We start from the raw sequence: 16,289 nt of genomic DNA, 5'->3' as shown, positions 1-16,289 counted from the left end.
CCCGGCCAGTCCGAGGTGCGCTTTCCAACAGGAGAGTAAATGATGAGAAAGATCTGGAAGACGATCGGCGGCGCGAGTGTCGCCGGATTGATGGCCCTGGCCCCGCAGATGGCGGCGGCAGAGACCGGTTTTATCGCCAACTCGTTCTACGACGCCTCCACGCCCTTCTCGAAATGGGGCTATCTGGACTGGGCCGAGACGGTGAAGGAATTGTCGGGGGGCGATCTGGTTCCCGAGGTGTTTACCGGAACCGTCCTTCTGGCGCCGCGCGCCAACCTTCAGGGCATCCGCGACAATGTCGTGCAAGTTGCCCACCACGCAGCGATCTACACGCCTTCGGAACTGCCGGTCGCCAACGCGGTACAGGAACTGGGCTTCAACTATTCCGACCCGCTGGTTGCAATTTTCGCCGTGGCGGATTTCAGCATGCACAACCAGACCCAGCTGGCCGAATGGAAGGATAACGGCGTTGTCTATCTGGGGGCCTATGCCACCCCGCCTTACCTTCTGTTCTGCCGCAGCCCGATCCGCACGCTCGAAGAACTGAAGGGCAAGCGGATCCGCACCGCGGGCTCGACGGTGTCGCTCTGGGTCGAAGAGGCCGGCGGCATCCCCGTCAACGTGCCCTCCAGCGAGATGTATACCGGGCTGGAGCGCGGCACGCTGGATTGCGCCTCCAACGCGGGCAACGACCTGATCGACCGCTCGCTTTGGGAAGTGGCCGAATATACGACCCTGCTGCCGACCGGGATGTACTGGTCAGGCCCGAACTGGGGTTACAATCCCGGCTTCTGGGCAGGGCTTACGCCCGAACAGCGCGGCATTCTGATGCAGGCAACGGCCCGCGCCATGGCGCGCATGAACATCGCCTATATCCAGCGCGCCGAAGATGCGCTGAAAGAGGCGCAGGAAAAGGGCCATACCGTCTATGAGCCGGGCGAGGACCTCATGGCTTCGGTCACGGCCTACCGCGAGAAGGCGCTTGCATCGGTGTATGAGACGGCCGAGCAGAAATACGGCCTGAGCAATGGCAAGGAAGTCATCGACGATTTCCGCGCCACTTGGGACAAGTGGGAAAAGCTACTCGCCGATGTCGACCGTACGGACGAAGACGCGCTGACCGCACTGGCCATGCGCGAAATCTACGACACGCTGGATCCGGCGACCTACGGCGTGGAATAATGATGGCCCGGCGCGGTATCCGCCGCGCCGGGATCATTCACAAAGCCGGAGTTAACCATGCAACAACCGCGCCGCACGCAGGCAGAGCGCTCGTTCACGACGCAACAGAAGATCCTGTCGGTCACGCTCGAGTCGCTTCTGCAAAAGGGCCTGCGCGACACCTCGACTGTGGATGTCGCCCTGGCGGCGGGTGTCTCGCGCGGGGCCTTGCTGCACCACTACCCCAGCAAACAACTTCTGTTGCAAGAGGCGCTCCGCCACCTTCTGAACCGCGAGATCGAAGAGGTCAGCCAAATGGCCGTGGCGATCCGCCAGGGCAAGATGGATGTCGATGGCTTCCTCAAGGAGATGTGGGCGCGGTTCTCGGGGCCGCTGTTCATGATCACGATGGAGTTCGTGACCGCCGCGCGCACCGACCCGGCCATCAAGGAGGCGCTTGTTCCCGTCGCGCTGGATTACAACCGCCAGCTCGACGAGATATGGGAAACGCTTTTCGCAGATACCGAGGGCATGCGCAGCACACGGCGAATTGCACTGAACGCAACGCTTTGCCTGCTGCGTGGCATGGGCACGCAATCGGTCTGGCGCGAAGATCCGCAACTGTTCGCGGATATGCTGGATTTCTGGAAAACCTCGCTTGGCAAGCTGCTGCCACAAGGCACTGCGGAGGATGAACGATGACCCCGACAACGACGCAGGACGATCACGCATCGCTTCTCGACCGGGCGATCTTGGGACTCAACTACGCGCTTCTGGGAATGGGGTGCCTGTTTCTGCTTTTGATGATGGCGCATATCACGGTGGACGTGATCGTGCGCTTCGGTTTCAACGGCGCCATGGTCGGCACGCTGGAAACCGTGTCGTTCTACTATGTCGTCCTCGCGGTCTTCCTGCCGCTTGGATATGTCGAGCTGAAAAACGAACATATCCGCGTCGACCTGTTCGTGCAGATGATGCCCGGATGGGCGCAACTGGCGCTTTACATCCTGGCCTGTGCGCTGGGGCTGGTTTTCTTCGGCATGATGACCTGGCAAAGCAGCCTCGACGCAATACGCTCGACCGCGCGCGCCGAAACGATCATGTCGAACTTTCTGTTCTACATCTGGCCCAGCCGTTGGGCGCTTCCCGTCGGCTTTGCCGGGATCTGCCTTGCCATCCTGTCCAACCTTCTGCGGGCCATCCGGCACCGTCAGGCCCCCTAGGAGCGTATAGATGAGCAATCTCGAAATCGGCGTTGTCGGCACGCTTGCCGCACTGGCCCTGATCGCCTTGCGGGTGCCGATCGGCCTCACGCTCGGGCTGGTATCCATCTTCGGCATTTCGGCAATGATGTCGATGAACGTGGCCTGGGGCATGATCTCGGCGACACCCTTCGATTTCGTCGGCCAGTGGGAACTGACCGCCGCACCGATGTTTCTGCTGATGGGCTATATCTGTACGACGACGGATATGACCAAAAGCCTGTTCGTCTCTCTCAAGGTGGTGCTGGCGCGGCTTCCGGGCGGGCTTGCGGTGGCCAGCGTCGCGGCCTGCGCCTTCTTTGCCGCCGCATCGGGTTCCAGCGTTGCGACAGCGGCCGCGATGTCGCGCATTGCGGTGCCCGAGATGCTTGCCAACAAGTATGACAAAGGCCTTGCCACGGGAACGATCGCCGCTTCGGGCACGCTCGGCTCGCTGATCCCGCCCAGTGTCCTGCTCATCCTTTACGGGGTCTATGCGCAGGTGTCTGTCGGCCAGCTTTTCCTGGCCGGCTTCATTCCCGGCATCGTCTCGGCGCTGATCTACATGGTGATGATCGTGGCACGCGTAAAGGCGAACCCCTCCCTGGCGGGTATGGTCCACGAAGACATCCCGCGCGAAGAGAAGATCGCCGCGGTCAAGGACATATGGCCGCTTCCCCTGCTGATCGTATCGGTGCTGGGCGGGATCTTCGCGGGCGTGTTCTCTCCGACCGAGGCAGGCGCCGTCGGCGCGGCCGTCGCCACGCTGATTGCCATCGTGCGCGGTTCGTTCAGCTGGGCCGCGATGCGCGACGCCCTGGTCCAGACGGCCATCAGCACGACAGGGATCTTCATCATCCTCATCGGTTCGGTCTTCTTCACGCGCTTCCTTGCGCTTAGCGGATTGCCACAGGCATTTGCCGACGTGATCCTGGGGGTCAGCGACGATGTCTGGTGGATCCTCTTCGCGGTTGCAGTGCTGTATCTCGTGCTGGGAATGCTGATCGATTCCATTGGCCTGCTTCTTCTGACGCTGCCGCTGGTCCTGCCGCTGGTTCAGGGGGCAGGGCTGGATCTGGTCTGGTTCGGGATCATCGTCATCAAGCTGCTGGAAATCGGCCTGGTGACGCCGCCGATTGGACTCAATGTCTATGTAATCAAGGCCGCGCTCGGGAACCTCGTGTCCCTGCCAGAGGTGTTCCGGGGCGTTGCCTGGTTCATCGCGATGGATATCGTCGCGCTGCTGCTGATCATCCTGATCCCGGCGATGTCGCTTTATCTTCCCGCGCTCGCCTTCCGATAGGCGGCGGTTCCGGCTTGGGCGCAGGCGGGCGGACAACACGCCCGCCTGCGCAGGCCGCTTAGATTGCCGAGGCCCTCTTCTTGGCGACACCGCCCTGAAGGATCAGCTTCATATGCGCGCCCTGCCCGGTCAGCAGGTTCAGGTCTTTCAGGGGGTTTCCGTCCACCACGATCAGGTCGGCATGGGCGCCCGGCGCGATCATACCGATCTCGCCCTCCATCCGCAGGACACGGGCCGCATCCACCGTGGCCGAGCGGATGACGGCATCCGCCGGAATATACTGTCCGCGCAGCGGGAACTCACCCGACTGGTGGGGCTGCATGCCGCCCAGAAGGTCCGAGCCATAGCCCATCGTGACACCGGCCTTATGCATCTTCTGAAGCCGCTCCAGCCCGGCCTCGCGCACATCCTCGATCTTGGCGACGGACTCCGGCAAAAGCCCGTATTCCGCCCCCTCCTTGGCCAGCCGGTCATAAGTGATGTTGGTCGGCACGACGACCTGCCCTTCACGCGCGATCCGTGCAATCGTGTCATCGCCGATCAGGTTGCCGTGCTCGATGCATTCCACGCCGCAATCCAGCGCGCGGACGATGGCGGCATCGTCGTAAAGATGCCCCGAGACATAGGTGCCGAAGCCCTTGGCGACCTCGGCCACTGCTCGCAATTCGTCAACGGAGAAAACCTGATAACCGATCGGATCGGATGGCGAGGATACCCCGCCATCGGCCATGATCTTGACGAACTGTGCACCGTTCTTCAGCTCTTCGCGCGCGGCACGCTGCACCGCGGACACGCCATCGCATACCCGCCCCAAGGCCCCAAGCTGGCCCGCATAATAATCCACGTTGCGGTTGTGATAGGCCCCACGGTAGTCGGTATGCCCGCCGGTCTGCGACAGGGCCTTACCGCAGATCACCAGCCGCGGCGCGTCGATCAACCCGTCCTCCACCGCCTTTTGCAATCCGCGATCCGCACCGCCCAGATCACGCACCGTGGTAAAGCCGCGCATCAGCATCGCCTTCATGATCTGCGCCGATTTCAGCGCAACCCAGGAGTTGGGCAACTCGAGGTTGGCGCCAAGATTGGCGGTAGTTGCGATCACGTGGACATGGCAATCAATCAGGCCCGGCAGAACGATCTGCCCACCAAGGTCCAGCACCTCATCCGCGTCGAACGCGATCCCGGGACCGACATCGACGAAGCGGCCGTTTTCGATGGCGATGTCGACAGCGTCGCCGGGTTCGCTTGCCGTTCCGTCCACGATACGCGCGTTACGCAGAAGCAGTGAGGTCATTGCGGCTTTCCTTGATATGGGCGCCAGGCGACACCCGTTGACGGGGAGGATATTTGCAGGCAGACCTGCATGTAAGTTGATAACAGCACAGACTTCACAGCGGGTAAAGGGCAACCGCCGCCCCGCGTAAAACGCGATGAGGATCACAATGAAGAAGCTGACCGACTACAAGGCCCTGACCTTCGATTGCTACGGAACCCTGATCGACTGGGAAACCGGGATCACCGAGGCGCTGAAGCCCTTGACCGGGCGGGTCTCGTCGGGGCTGACGCGCGACGCGATCCTCGAGGCGCATGCCCGGCATGAAAGCGCACAACAGCGCTGGACCCCTGCGAAACGGTATTCAGACCTGCTGGCCATCGTCTACAAACGCCTGGCCGAGGAATGGGGCTTGCCCGTCACTTCCGAGGAATGCGCAACCTATGGCAATAGCGTGCGCGACTGGCCCGCCTTCCCCGACAGCGCGGAATCGCTCCGCTATCTCAAGCAGCATTACAAGCTGGTGATCCTGTCCAATGTGGACAATGCCAGCTTCGCCCATAGCAACGCCCGCCTGGGCGTGGCGTTCGACGCGGTCTACACCGCCGAAGACATCGGCTCCTACAAGCCCGAGGCGCGCAATTTCGACTATATGCTGGAGAAACTCGAAGGGCTTGGTGTGGGCCGGGACGACATCCTGCATACCGCCGAGAGCCTCTTTCATGACCATGTGCCCGCCAATCGCCACGGCCTTGCGAATTGCTGGATCTACCGCCGCCACGATCAGGACGGTTTCGGCGCGACAATGGATCCGGGCGAAAGGCCGCGCACCGATTTCCGTTTCGACAGCATGGCCGACCTCGTGCGCGCGCATCAGGCCGGGTAGGCACGCGGCGGGGGGCAGCGCTGATCCCGCACGGATCGGGACCGCGGGCATGACGCGAATATACAAGACGCCTGTAAAACGCGTATAATATCGAGGAAAGTTCACAAGAAGAGCCCGGAGTTTTCCCCATGTCCGAAGCGCCGCGCCGCATCGTCTCGTCCCAGCATCTGGCCGAAGGGCCGGCAAGCGAAGCCTCGGAATTCGAATACGGCATGATCATCGCCTACAACAGCTTCGCGCGCTGGATGCAGCGCTGCATGGGCGCCGCCGGGATGGGAGAGCTGTCGCCGCTGGAAATTCTGGTGCTGCACAACACCAATCACCGCGACCGTGAAAAGCGGCTTGGCGACATTTGTTTCCTGCTGAACATCGAAGATACGCACACGGTCAACTACGCCCTGCGCAAGCTGATGAAGATCGGCCTTCTGACATCGGAAAAGCGCGGCAAGGAGGTGTTCTACCGCACCTCGGAAACCGGGCGGGCGCTGTGCGACCAGTATCGCGCGGTGCGCGAGGAATGCCTGCTGGAGCCGCTTGAAAGCGGCAACATGGCCGGCGAGAAACTGCGCGAGGTGGCCGCCGCGCTGCGCGTGCTGTCGGGCTATTACGATCAGGCGGGTCGCGCGGCATCCTCCTTGTGACGCCGCGCGCGGGCGGGGCCTAGTTCCCCATGGCCGAGGGCAGGAAGGTCACGATCGCCGGAAAGACCGTGATCAGCAGCACGGCAAGCAGCAAGAGCCCGAAAAACGGGAGTGCCGCGCGCGCGATGCGCAGGATGTTCGACCCGGTCAGCGCCTGGATCACGAACAGGTTGAAGCCCACCGGCGGGGTGATCTGGCTCATCTCGACGACCAGCACCAGATAGATGCCGAACCACAGCGGGTCGATCCCCGCGGCCTGCACCATCGGCAGGATGATCGAGGTGGTCAGCACCACGACGGAAATCCCGTCAAGAAAACAGCCCAGCACGATGAAGAACACCGTCAGCACCGCCAGCAGCGCATAGGACGAAAGGCCGAAAGTGCCGATCCATGCCGCAAGGTTGCGCGGAATGCCGGTGAACCCCATCGCCACCGACAGCACCGCCGCCCCCAGCAGGATGAAGGCGATCATCGCGCTTGTGCGCATGGCCGAGAGCAGCGCGTCGACGAAATCGCGGCACGTGAAGCTGCCCGTCGCCACCGCAAGCACAAGCGAGAACAGAACCCCGACCGCGGCCGCATCGGTGGGCGAGGCGACGCCGGTATAGATCGTGCCGATCACGCCCCCGATCAGCAGGATCACCGGCAGAAGGCTGCGCGAGGCACGCAGCTTCTGGGCGAAGGTGAAGCGCGCCTCCTCTGCCGGGATCAGCGCGGGGTTCATCCAGGCCCGGACCGCCACATAGCCCCCGAACAGCGCCACCAGCATGAGCCCCGGCAGGATGCCGGCGATGAAAAGCCGCGCGATGGATTGCTCGGTCGCAACGCCGTAGACGATCAGGATCACCGAAGGCGGGATCAGGAAGCCAAGCGTGGCCGACCCCGCAAGCGTGCCCAGGATCAGGCTTTCGGGATAGCCCCGCCGTGTCAGCTCGGGCACGGACATGCGCCCGATGGTGGCCGCCGTCGCCGCCGACGATCCCGACACCGCCGCGAAGATCGCGCAGCCCAGGACGTTGACATGCAAAAGCCGCCCCGGCGCACGGCCCAGCCACGGCGCAAGGCCCGTGAACATGTCCTGCGACAGGCGCGAGCGCAGCAGGATCTCTCCCATCAGGATGAACAGCGGCAGCGCGGCAAGGGGCCAGCTATGGCTGTGCCCCCAAAGCGTGGTCGCCATCACAAGGCCCGTGGGCGCGTTCGAAAAAAGGCTCAGGCCCGCAAGCGCCACGACCAGAAGCGACACGGCAACCCAGACGCCGCTGGCCAGCAGCCCCAGAAGAAGCACGAGCAGGATCGAGAAGACGGCCGGATCGGACATGGCTCTACTCCGTCACGTCATCGCTCAGCACCGGCCGGTGCGCGCGCAGGCTTTCGACCAGCCGGTCGAAGATCGCAACGCTCAGCAGTGCAAGGCCCGCCACCATCACCACCTGCGGGATCCAGATCGGAACCGCGATCATGCCGGTGGATTTGTCGCCGTAATGCAGGCTTTCCAGCATCAGCGCGCCCGCATACCACGTCGCATAGGCCATGGCCGCCCCCGCGACACAAAGCGCAAACAGCTCCAGCATCCAGCCTTGCCCCGCACCCAGACGCGAAACCACAAGGTTCACGCGGATATGCGTGCCGTGCCGGAACGTGGGCGCAAGCGCAAGAAAGCTGGCCGCGGCAAGAAGGTAGCCCGCGAAATCGGCATAGGACGGGATCGTCCAGGACAGCGACGGCCCGCCCAGCCGGGCCAGGATATTCAGCGCGACCTGCGCACTGACCAGCAGGCAGATCGCAAGGATGGACAGGGCAGCAAGCGCCCCCGAAAGCATGTAGACAAGATCGAGCAGGCGGCGCATGGCGGATCTCTCTGTTCGCGTGGTCGCGCAAGGGGCGGATGAAGAACGGCCCGCCCGAAGCGGACGGGCCGAAGCCGGCTTAGCGAGCCTGATAGGCCTCGAGGATCTTCAGCGCCTCGGGGCTTGCGTCGTTCTTCCATTGGGCCAGCATCTCTTCGCCGATGGCTTGCAGACCGGCCACAAGCTCGGGGCTGGGGGCCGCGATGGTCATGCCGTTGGCGGCCATCTCGGCAGTCTTGGCCGCGGCCTCGGCCTTCGACATTTCCCAGCCGCGCGCTTCGGCGCTTGCGGCCGCCTCAAGGATGGCCGTCTGCACGCTTTCGTCCAGACGATCGAAGGCGCGGCGGTTCACCACCACGATGTTCTTGGGCACCCAGGCGTCGATCTGCGTGTAGGTATTCACGAAGTCCCATGCCTTGGAATCGGCCCCGGTTGAGGGCGAGGTGATCATCGCCTCGACCTGCCCGGTGGTGAAGGCCTGCGGAATGTCGGCGGCCTCAACCTGCACCGGCGCGGCCTTGGCAAGTGCGGCGAACTGTTCAAGCGCGGGGTTGTAGGCGCGGAACCGCAGCCCGGCCAGATCGTCGACCGTCCTGATCTCGCCATTGGTATAAAGCCCCTGCGCGGGCCACGCGACCGAGAACAGCGGCATCAGGCCCTGCGCGGCAAGAAGCTCCTCGACCACGGGTTTCTGCGCGGCCCAAAGCGCCTCGGCATCCGCATAGCTGGTCGCCAGGAAGGGCTGGCTGTCCATGCCGAAGGCAAGGTCTTCGTTGGCAAGGGTGGACAGGAAGAACTCGCCCGCCGGAACCTGACCCGAGCGCACGGCGTTCTTGATCTCGCCATGCGGAAAAAGGGAGCCTGCGGAATGCACCTCGATCTCAAGCCCGTTTTCGGTGGCCGCCGCCACATCCGCCGCGAATTCGCGGATGTTCACGGTGTGGAAGGTTCCATCCCCATAGGGGGTGGGCATGTCCCAGGTTTCGGCATGTGCCGCAGCCCCGATGCCCATCGCGGCCGCAACGGCAAGCGCAAGTCTGTTCATCATCTCTCTCCTGTTGGATCGGGTGAAGTTTCTCTCACCTCGCTGTCATAACGTTGACAAATTGTCAGTATTTTGAGATTTAAGTCAACAAGAACTTTCACCGCACCATAACGCTGCCCAGCGGGGATCACGGCAAATGTCTGGCGATACGTCCAAAATCGAAGACGAAGGCGCGACACAGAACGCGGCACAGATCCTGCCGCTTGGGCAGGACGGCCTGCTTGTGCGATTCGCCCTGACGGCAGAGCCCTGGGCGTCAGCCGCGGCGCAGGCGCTTCACGATCTTGCCCGCGAGACCCCGCCCGAGGGTGTGGTCCGGATCGTGCCAAGCCTGGTTTCGGTTCTGTTTCGCTTCGACCCCGCCAGGACCGGCCGCGCGGCGGTTCACCAACAGATCGAGACCTTGCTGGAGGGCCGTGACTGGAGGCAGGCGGTTCCGAAACCCGCCGGACGGATCTGGCATGTTCCCGCGGCCTTCGGCGGCAGGCACGGCCCCGATCTTGAGGAATGCGCCCGCCTGGCCGGGCTATCGCCAGACACGGCCATCAACCAGATCACCGCCACCCATCTGCGCGTCCTCGCCATCGGCTTTGCGCCCGGGCAGCCCTATCTTGGCCTTCTGCCAGAGGCGTTCGACATGCCGCGCATGTCGCGCCTGAACCCGCGCGTGCCACAAGGGGCCATCGCGCTTGCGGTGCGCCAGCTCGTGCTCTTCTCCAACGCCTCGCCCACCGGCTGGCGCCAGGTCGCGCGCACCGCCTTTCGCCCCTTCCGCCCCGAAAGCGAGCCCCCCGTGCCGCTGCGCACGGGCGACGAATTCCGCCTTGTGCCGGTCCCGGCCGAGGCGCTGGACGCGCTTCTTGCCGCGGGCGATCCGGCGGGCGGCGCCCGGTGCGAGATCCGCCCGTGACCGCGACGCTGTTCATCCGCAAGGCCGGCCCCGGCCTGACCGTTCAGGATGGCGGCCGGCCGGGTCTGTCGCATATGGGCCTGTCGCGCGGCGGGGCCGCCGATCCCGTGGCGCTGCACGAAGCCGCGGCACTTCTGGGCCTTCGCGCGCCCGTCGCCGCAATCGAGATGGCCGGCACGGGCGGCGTCTTCGAGGTGGATGCCCCCACCCGCATCGCGCTGACCGGCGCGCCCATGCGCGCGCGCATCGGCACGCAAGAGATCCGCTGGTCGGCCAGCCACCTGCTGGAGCCGGGCCAGCACCTGACCATCGGTCCGGCGGAAAGCGGCAGCTACGGCTATCTGACCTGCGCGGGCGGCATCGCCACGGCGCCGGTTCTGGGCAGCCGCGCCGCACATCTGGCCGCCGGGATCGGCGCGCCGCTGACGGCGGGGGCGCACCTGCCCCTTGCGCCCGACCCCGCGCCCGACACGCCCGCGCAGGGCCTGACGCCCGAGCCGCGCTTCGCGGGCGGCACCGTGCGTTTCATCGACGGGCCGCAGACCGCGCTCTTTTCCCCCGACACGCTGGACCGTTTTCAGGCGACCGTGTTCACCCGCTCGACCACGGCCAACCGTCAGGGCGTGCGGCTGGAGGCGGACACCCCGCCCTTCGCGGCCACGATGACACAGGGCCTGTCCTCCGATTTCATCCTGGAGGGTGATCTGCAGATGACGGGCGACGGGCTGCCCTACGTCCTTTTGTGCGAATGCCAGACGATCGGGGGCTATCCCCGGATCGGGACGGTGATCGCGGCGGACCTGCCGATCGTGGCGCAGGCCCCCCTGGGCGCAACGCTGCGCTTCCAGCGGATTTCCCTTGATGAGGCCGACCGCATCGCAGCCGCGCAACTGGCGCAGCCCGGCGCACTGCGCCGCCGCATCGCCCCCCTTCTGCGCGATCCCGCGGCGATTGCGGATCTGCTGGGCTATCAGCTCATCAGCGGCGTCACCGCCGGGCACGATCTTGAGGAAGACCCGCGCTGATCCGCCCGGCTGCCGTGCCCCTCAGAAAACAGCGCGCGGCAACCAGGTGGCCAGCGGCGGCAACAGCCAGATGATCGCCACGCCCAGGATCTGCAACCCGATGAAGGGCACCACGCCACGATAGATCTGGCCCGTCGTGATCTCGGGCGGGGCCGCGCCGCGCAGGTAGAACAGCGAGAACCCGAAAGGCGGCGTCAGGAACGAGGTCTGAAGGTTCACCGCGATCAGCACCGACAGCCAGATCGGATCATGCCCCATCAGGATCAGCGGCGGCACCACAAGCGGCAGAAGGATCACCGCGATCTCGACGAAATCCAGGAAGAAGCCCAGCACGAAGATGAAGGCCATGGCGAAGACCAGCGCCCCCGTCGCCCCGCCGGGAAGCGATTCCAGGATCTGCGCCACGCGATGTTCGCCCCCCAGCCCCACGAAGACGAGCGAGAAGAAGCTGGCCATCAGGATCGTGGCGAAGATCATCGAGGTGACGGTCAGGGTCGAGGTGACGGCCGCGCCAAGCACGCCCGCGCGCGCGATGCGCCAGATCGCGGCCAGCACCGCCCCCATTCCGGCCAGCGCCAGCACGGCGTAAAGCGCCGCAAGCGCCATTTCGCGCGCGCCCGCATCCGACCGCTGAAGCCGCACCGGAAACATGCCCGCCATCAGCGCCAGCACCAGAAGCGCCGCGACGCCCCCCAGATAAACCCAAAGCGGCAGGCCCATCCTGCGCCCGGCCATCAGCGCAGCCCCCACCGCGCCCACGGCCGCGGCCTCGTTCGGGCTGGCGATACCGCCAAGGATCGCGCCCAGAACCGCGATGATCAGGACGATCGGCGGCAGGATCGCCCCGGCGATGGCGGCGCGCGTCGGCCGCTCGACCGCCTCGCGCATGGCGGGGGCATCCTGCGGGCGCAGCCAGGCGCGGATCAGGATATAGAGGATGTAGAGCGACACGAGCAAAAGCCCCGGAACGATGGCCGCAGCGAAGATCTGCCCCACCGAAACCGTCTCGATCGAGAATTTACCCTGCTTGTATTGCGCCTGCTGGAACGCCGAGGACATCACGTCAGCCATGATGATGAGAAGTGTCGAGGGCGGGATGATCTGCCCCAGCGTCCCCGAGGTGCAGACCATGCCCGAGGCCAACGCAGGGTTGTAGCCGTTGCGCAGCATCGCGGGCAGCGCGATCATGCCCATCGCCACCACGGTGGCCCCCACGATCCCCGTCGAGGCCGCCAGAAGCGCCCCCACCAGCATCACCGACACGCCCAGCCCGCCGCGCATCGACCCGAAAAGCCGGCCCATCGTCTCCAGCAGATCCTCGGCGATGCGGGATTTCTCAAGGATCACGCCCATCAGGACGAAAAGCGGAATGGCGGTCAGCACTGGGTTGGTCATCACCCCGAAGAAGCGCTGCGCCAGGGCTCCCATCAGGCCAAGGTTGAACGCGCCAAGGGCCGATCCCAGAAGGGCAAAGCCCGTGGCGACGCCGGCGATGGAAAAGGCCACCGGATAGCCCATCAGGATCACGGCGATCAGCGCGCCGAACATCATCAGATCCAAGGGAAGCATCATGCCCGATCCCCCTTCAGGCGCAGAAGATCGCGCAGGAATACCGCCAGCCCCTGCACCAGAAGCAGCACGCAAAAGGCCGGGATCAGCGATTTCAGAAGGAACGAGGCCGGAATCCCGCCAACGGAAATCGCGCCCTCATGGATCTCCCATGCGCGGCGCACGGTGGGCCAGGAATAGATCAGCAGGATCAGGACACCGGGCAACAGCAGCACCAGATGGCCGAAGACATCGACCAGTGCCTTCCCCCGCACCCCGAGGCGGGCATAGAAGATATCCACCCGCACATGCCCTTCGACCAGAAGCGTATAGCCCGCCCCCAGCATGAAGATCGTCGCATGAAGATAAAGCACGCCCTCGTTGAGGAAGATCGAGCTGTATCCGAAGACATAGCGCAGGATCACAATCGAGAATTGCAACAAGACCATCGCCAGCGCCAGCCAGCGCACGCCCAGGCCCACGCTCCGGTTCACCCAGTCCAAGGCATCCGCCGCCCGCTCCATCACCACCCCCTGCGCAAGATGTGGCCGGGGTCTTACCCCCGGCCCGCTTTTCCTTAGTAGTTGTAGTCCAGCCCGCGCGCGATCATCTGGCCGCTATCGGCATAGGGCATGTATTCCGCCATCAGGTTGCGATAGTCGAGGAAGCTTTCGACGATGCGGCGCACCAGCTCGTCGTCGCTTGCGCGCAGTTCGGCCAGAACCTCGCCCATGGCGTTGCCCATTGCGATCATGACATCCTCGGGCAGTTTGCGGACCTGCACGCCGTGATCGGCCACCAGTTCGCGCAGCGCGAGCGCATGCTTGGTGTTGTATTCGGTCAGGACCGGGTTGTAGAGGCTTTCGCAGGCAAAACTGACGGCGGCCTTCAGGTCGTCTTCCAGCTCGTCATAGGCGGCAAGGTTGATCGCGCATTCCTCGGCCGAGGACGGCTCTCCCACGCCCGGCCAGTAGTAGTTCTTCGCCACCTGCTGGAGGCCAAGCGCGGAATCCGACCACGGGCCGATGAATTCGCCCGCATCCAGCGCGCCCGATTGCAGCGCCTGGAACATCGCCGGGCCGGACATCGCCTCGACCGCCATGCCGATCTTGGTGCAGACCTCGGAATTAAGACCCGTGGTGCGGTATTTCAGGCCCTTGAGGTCATCGAGGCTGTTGATCTCGTTGCGGAACCAGCCGGCCCATTGCGGACCCGAGTTGCCGCACAGGAAGGGCTTGAGGCCAAAGCGGCCATACATCTCGTCATAAAGCGCCTGACCGCCGCCCTGAAGCATCCAGCCATGCTGTTCCATCGCCGTCAGGCCGAAAGGCTGGCTGCCGAACAGCAGGATGCCTTTCGACTTCGATCCCCAATAGGCCGGAACGGCGTGGTAAAGCTCGGCCGTGCCTTCGGCCACCGCGTCGAACACGCCGGGGCCGGGAACGATCTCTCCCGCCGCGAAAAGCTGCACCTCGATCCGGCCGCCGGAAAGCGCCGTGATGCGATCAGCCAGCATCTGCGCGGCCACGCCGGGGCCGGGCAGGTTCTTCGGCCAGGCCGACACCATGCGCCACTGCCGTTTGCCCTGCGCGATTGCCGGGGCCGCAAGCGCGGATGCGGCAACGCCCACCCCGGCGCCGAGGCCAGCCTTGGTCAGGAATTCACGTCTTTTCATTCTTACTACCTCCATGTTGCCGGTTTCCCGGTTGTATCGCCCGTCACCCCTTGAGGATGCCGGGCAGGTTCAGCCCATGTTCGCGGGCACAATCCAGCGCGATGTCATAGCCCGCATCCGCGTGGCGCATGACACCCGTGGCCGGATCGTTCCACAGCACGCGCCCGATCCGGCGGTCGGCCTCTTCGGTGCCGTCACAGCAGATGACCATGCCCGAATGCTGCGAGAAACCCATTCCCACGCCGCCGCCATGATGCAGGCTGACCCAGGTCGCGCCCGATGCACAATTCAGAAGCGCATTGAGCAAGGGCCAGTCACTGACCGCATCCGAGCCATCCTTCATCGCCTCGGTCTCGCGGTTGGGCGAGGCGACCGAGCCCGAATCCAGATGATCGCGGCCGATCACCACCGGCGCCTTCAGCTCGCCGTTGCGCACCATCTCGTTGATGGCAAGGCCCGCGCGGTGCCGGTCGCCAAGGCCGATCCACATGATCCGCGCGGGCAGGCCCTGAAACGCGATCCGCTCGCGCGCCATGTCCAGCCAGTTGTGCAGATGCGTGTTCTCGGGGAACAGCTCTTTCATGCGCTGGTCGGTCTTGTAGATATCCTCGGGGTCGCCCGACAGCGCGGCCCAGCGGAACGGCCCGATGCCGCGGCAGAACAGCGGACGGATATAGGCGGGCACGAAACCGGGGAAGGCGAAGGCGTTCTCCAGCCCCTCTTCCTGCGCGACCTGCCGGATATTGTTGCCGTAATCGAGCGTCGGCACACCCGCGTTCCAGAAATCCACCATCGCGGCCACATGGGTCTTCATGCTGGCGCGCGCGGCCGCTTCCACGGCCTTGGGATCGCTTTCCTGCCGGGCGCGCCATTCGGCCACGCTCCAGCCAAGCGGCAGATAGCCATGGACGGGATCATGCGCGCTGGTCTGGTCGGTGACGATATCGGGGCGCGGGCCGCCCGCCTTCATGCGGCGCACCAGTTCGGGGAAGACCTCGGCGGCATTGCCGATCAGCGCCACCGATTTCGCCTCGCCGGCTTTGGTCCAGCGCGCGATCATCTCAAGCGCCTCGTCAAGGCTGTGGGCCTTCTCGTCGCAATAGCGGGTGCGGATGCGGAAATCGGCGCGGGTCTCGTCGCATTCGACGGCCAGGCAGCAGGCCCCGGCCATCACCGCCGCAAGCGGCTGCGCGCCGCCCATGCCGCCAAGTCCCGCGGTCAGGATCCACTTGCCCGTCAGATCGCCACCATAATGCTGGCGCCCGGCCTCGGCGAAGGTCTCGTAGGTGCCCTGCACGATGCCCTGCGTGCCGATATAGATCCACGATCCGGCCGTCATCTGGCCATACATCGCCAGCCCCTTGCGGTCGAGTTCGTTGAAATGGTCCCAGGTGGCCCAATGCGGAACGAGGTTCGAATTGGCGATCAGCACGCGCGGCGCATCACGATGGGTGCGGAACACGCCCACCGGCTTGCCCGACTGGACCATCAGCGTCTCGTCTTCTTCAAGATTGCGCAGGCTGTCGCAGATCCGGTCGAAATCCTCCCAGGTGCGGGCCGCGCGCCCAATGCCGCCATAGACCACAAGTTCGTGCGGGTTCTCGGCCACGTCGGGGTGCAGGTTGTTCATCAGCATCCGCAAGGGTGCCTCGGTCAGCCAGCTTTTCGCGCTGATCTCGGTGCCGGTAGCGGGGAACACGTCGCGGGTGTTGTGGCGGGGATTGGTCATGG

General features: G+C 64.7%; 16 protein-coding genes. 8 read left to right on the top strand and 8 right to left on the bottom strand.

Features of this window, described 5'->3' with window-relative positions; all coding sequences use genetic code 11:
- The first annotated feature begins 39 nt into the window (after positions 1-39).
- The 4 genes from AC4PTO_RS01150 to AC4PTO_RS01135 are packed head-to-tail and all read left to right on the top strand — an operon-like array spanning position 40 to position 3,705.
- Complete coding sequence (locus AC4PTO_RS01150) at positions 40-1,182, top strand: C4-dicarboxylate TRAP transporter substrate-binding protein (RefSeq protein WP_492731095.1); 1,143 nt, start codon at positions 40-42, stop codon at positions 1,180-1,182.
- 57 nt (positions 1,183-1,239) lie between these two features.
- On the top strand, positions 1,240-1,863 hold the full coding sequence (locus AC4PTO_RS01145) for a TetR/AcrR family transcriptional regulator (RefSeq protein ID WP_492731094.1): 624 nt from the start codon (positions 1,240-1,242) through the stop codon (positions 1,861-1,863).
- Complete coding sequence (locus tag AC4PTO_RS01140) at positions 1,860-2,384, top strand: TRAP transporter small permease (RefSeq protein ID WP_492731092.1); 525 nt, start codon at positions 1,860-1,862, stop codon at positions 2,382-2,384. The genes AC4PTO_RS01145 and AC4PTO_RS01140 overlap by 4 nt, the downstream gene beginning before the upstream one ends.
- A gap of 10 nt (positions 2,385-2,394) precedes the next feature.
- On the top strand, positions 2,395-3,705 hold the full coding sequence (locus AC4PTO_RS01135; protein WP_492731091.1) for a TRAP transporter large permease: 1,311 nt from the start codon (positions 2,395-2,397) through the stop codon (positions 3,703-3,705).
- A gap of 58 nt (positions 3,706-3,763) precedes the next feature.
- Here the strand turns inward: AC4PTO_RS01135 and AC4PTO_RS01130 are convergent, their stop codons facing one another.
- Positions 3,764-4,999 (bottom strand): metal-dependent hydrolase family protein, encoded by a 1,236-nt coding sequence (locus AC4PTO_RS01130; protein ID WP_492731090.1) that lies wholly within the window; start codon positions 4,997-4,999, stop codon positions 3,764-3,766.
- Positions 5,000-5,147: 148 nt separating this feature from the next.
- On the opposite strand from AC4PTO_RS01130, the gene AC4PTO_RS01125 reads away from it, so the two are divergent.
- Together AC4PTO_RS01125 and AC4PTO_RS01120 are read left to right on the top strand one after the other, a co-directional pair.
- On the top strand, positions 5,148-5,864 hold the full coding sequence (locus AC4PTO_RS01125; RefSeq protein ID WP_492731089.1) for a haloacid dehalogenase type II: 717 nt from the start codon (positions 5,148-5,150) through the stop codon (positions 5,862-5,864).
- A gap of 128 nt (positions 5,865-5,992) precedes the next feature.
- Positions 5,993-6,505 (top strand): winged helix DNA-binding protein, encoded by a 513-nt coding sequence (locus tag AC4PTO_RS01120; RefSeq protein WP_492731088.1) that lies wholly within the window; start codon positions 5,993-5,995, stop codon positions 6,503-6,505.
- Between the two features lie 19 nt (positions 6,506-6,524).
- On the opposite strand, the gene AC4PTO_RS01115 is transcribed toward AC4PTO_RS01120, so the two are convergent.
- The 3 genes from AC4PTO_RS01115 to AC4PTO_RS01105 form a co-directional block, all read right to left on the bottom strand.
- The gene (locus AC4PTO_RS01115; protein ID WP_492731087.1) at positions 6,525-7,826 is read right to left on the bottom strand and encodes a TRAP transporter large permease; all 1,302 of its coding nucleotides are present in this window, start codon (positions 7,824-7,826) and stop codon (positions 6,525-6,527) included.
- Between the two features lie 4 nt (positions 7,827-7,830).
- Positions 7,831-8,355, bottom strand: a complete 525-nt coding sequence (locus AC4PTO_RS01110) for a TRAP transporter small permease (RefSeq protein WP_492731085.1) — start codon at positions 8,353-8,355, stop codon at positions 7,831-7,833.
- Positions 8,356-8,434: 79 nt separating this feature from the next.
- Complete coding sequence (locus tag AC4PTO_RS01105) at positions 8,435-9,400, bottom strand: TRAP transporter substrate-binding protein (protein ID WP_492731083.1); 966 nt, start codon at positions 9,398-9,400, stop codon at positions 8,435-8,437.
- Positions 9,401-9,536: 136 nt separating this feature from the next.
- Between AC4PTO_RS01105 and AC4PTO_RS01100 the strand changes: the two genes are divergently transcribed.
- Together AC4PTO_RS01100 and AC4PTO_RS01095 are read left to right on the top strand one after the other, a co-directional pair.
- Positions 9,537-10,310, top strand: a complete 774-nt coding sequence (locus tag AC4PTO_RS01100; RefSeq protein ID WP_492731082.1) for a 5-oxoprolinase subunit B family protein — start codon at positions 9,537-9,539, stop codon at positions 10,308-10,310.
- Entirely contained in the window at positions 10,307-11,335 is a 1,029-nt protein-coding gene (locus AC4PTO_RS01095; RefSeq protein WP_492731080.1) for a 5-oxoprolinase subunit C family protein, read from the top strand. Before AC4PTO_RS01100 ends, AC4PTO_RS01095 begins: the two co-directional genes overlap by 4 nt.
- Positions 11,336-11,356: 21 nt before the next feature.
- On the opposite strand, the gene AC4PTO_RS01090 is transcribed toward AC4PTO_RS01095, so the two are convergent.
- The 4 genes from AC4PTO_RS01090 to hutU are packed head-to-tail and all read right to left on the bottom strand — an operon-like array spanning position 11,357 to position 16,287.
- Positions 11,357-12,907, bottom strand: a complete 1,551-nt coding sequence (locus AC4PTO_RS01090; protein WP_492731079.1) for a TRAP transporter large permease — start codon at positions 12,905-12,907, stop codon at positions 11,357-11,359.
- A complete protein-coding gene (locus AC4PTO_RS01085; RefSeq protein WP_492731078.1) occupies positions 12,904-13,407 on the bottom strand; it encodes a TRAP transporter small permease subunit in 504 nt (167 codons plus the stop codon). Before AC4PTO_RS01085 ends, AC4PTO_RS01090 begins: the two co-directional genes overlap by 4 nt.
- Positions 13,408-13,460: 53 nt before the next feature.
- Complete coding sequence (locus tag AC4PTO_RS01080) at positions 13,461-14,558, bottom strand: TRAP transporter substrate-binding protein (protein ID WP_492731076.1); 1,098 nt, start codon at positions 14,556-14,558, stop codon at positions 13,461-13,463.
- Between the two features lie 43 nt (positions 14,559-14,601).
- Positions 14,602-16,287 carry a urocanate hydratase gene (hutU, locus tag AC4PTO_RS01075; protein ID WP_492731075.1) on the bottom strand — a complete coding sequence of 562 codons (1,686 nt, stop codon included), beginning with the start codon at positions 16,285-16,287 and terminating at the stop codon, positions 14,602-14,604.
- Positions 16,288-16,289 lie beyond the last annotated feature (2 nt).

The sequence above is a fragment of the Rhodobacter maritimus genome, assembly GCF_058747975.1.
This window is presented reverse-complemented; position numbering and strand designations above follow the sequence as displayed.

Bases quoted from the DNA above. Each gene is read 5' to 3' on its own strand.
- AC4PTO_RS01150 (WP_492731095.1), top strand. From the start codon at position 40: ATGATGAGAAAGATCTGGAAGACGATCGGCGGCGCGAGTGTCGCCGGA.
- AC4PTO_RS01145 (WP_492731094.1), top strand. From the start codon at position 1,240: ATGCAACAACCGCGCCGCACGCAGGCAGAGCGCTCGTTCACGACGCAA.
- AC4PTO_RS01140 (WP_492731092.1), top strand. From the start codon at position 1,860: ATGACCCCGACAACGACGCAGGACGATCACGCATCGCTTCTCGACCGG.
- AC4PTO_RS01135 (WP_492731091.1), top strand. From the start codon at position 2,395: ATGAGCAATCTCGAAATCGGCGTTGTCGGCACGCTTGCCGCACTGGCC.
- AC4PTO_RS01130 (WP_492731090.1), bottom strand. From the start codon at position 4,999: ATGACCTCACTGCTTCTGCGTAACGCGCGTATCGTGGACGGAACGGCA.
- AC4PTO_RS01125 (WP_492731089.1), top strand. From the start codon at position 5,148: ATGAAGAAGCTGACCGACTACAAGGCCCTGACCTTCGATTGCTACGGA.
- AC4PTO_RS01120 (WP_492731088.1), top strand. From the start codon at position 5,993: ATGTCCGAAGCGCCGCGCCGCATCGTCTCGTCCCAGCATCTGGCCGAA.
- AC4PTO_RS01115 (WP_492731087.1), bottom strand. From the start codon at position 7,826: ATGTCCGATCCGGCCGTCTTCTCGATCCTGCTCGTGCTTCTTCTGGGG.
- AC4PTO_RS01110 (WP_492731085.1), bottom strand. From the start codon at position 8,355: ATGCGCCGCCTGCTCGATCTTGTCTACATGCTTTCGGGGGCGCTTGCT.
- AC4PTO_RS01105 (WP_492731083.1), bottom strand. From the start codon at position 9,400: ATGAACAGACTTGCGCTTGCCGTTGCGGCCGCGATGGGCATCGGGGCT.
- AC4PTO_RS01100 (WP_492731082.1), top strand. From the start codon at position 9,537: ATGTCTGGCGATACGTCCAAAATCGAAGACGAAGGCGCGACACAGAAC.
- AC4PTO_RS01090 (WP_492731079.1), bottom strand. From the start codon at position 12,907: ATGATGCTTCCCTTGGATCTGATGATGTTCGGCGCGCTGATCGCCGTG.
- AC4PTO_RS01085 (WP_492731078.1), bottom strand. From the start codon at position 13,407: ATGGAGCGGGCGGCGGATGCCTTGGACTGGGTGAACCGGAGCGTGGGC.
- AC4PTO_RS01080 (WP_492731076.1), bottom strand. From the start codon at position 14,558: ATGAAAAGACGTGAATTCCTGACCAAGGCTGGCCTCGGCGCCGGGGTG.
- hutU (WP_492731075.1), bottom strand. From the start codon at position 16,287: ATGACCAATCCCCGCCACAACACCCGCGACGTGTTCCCCGCTACCGGC.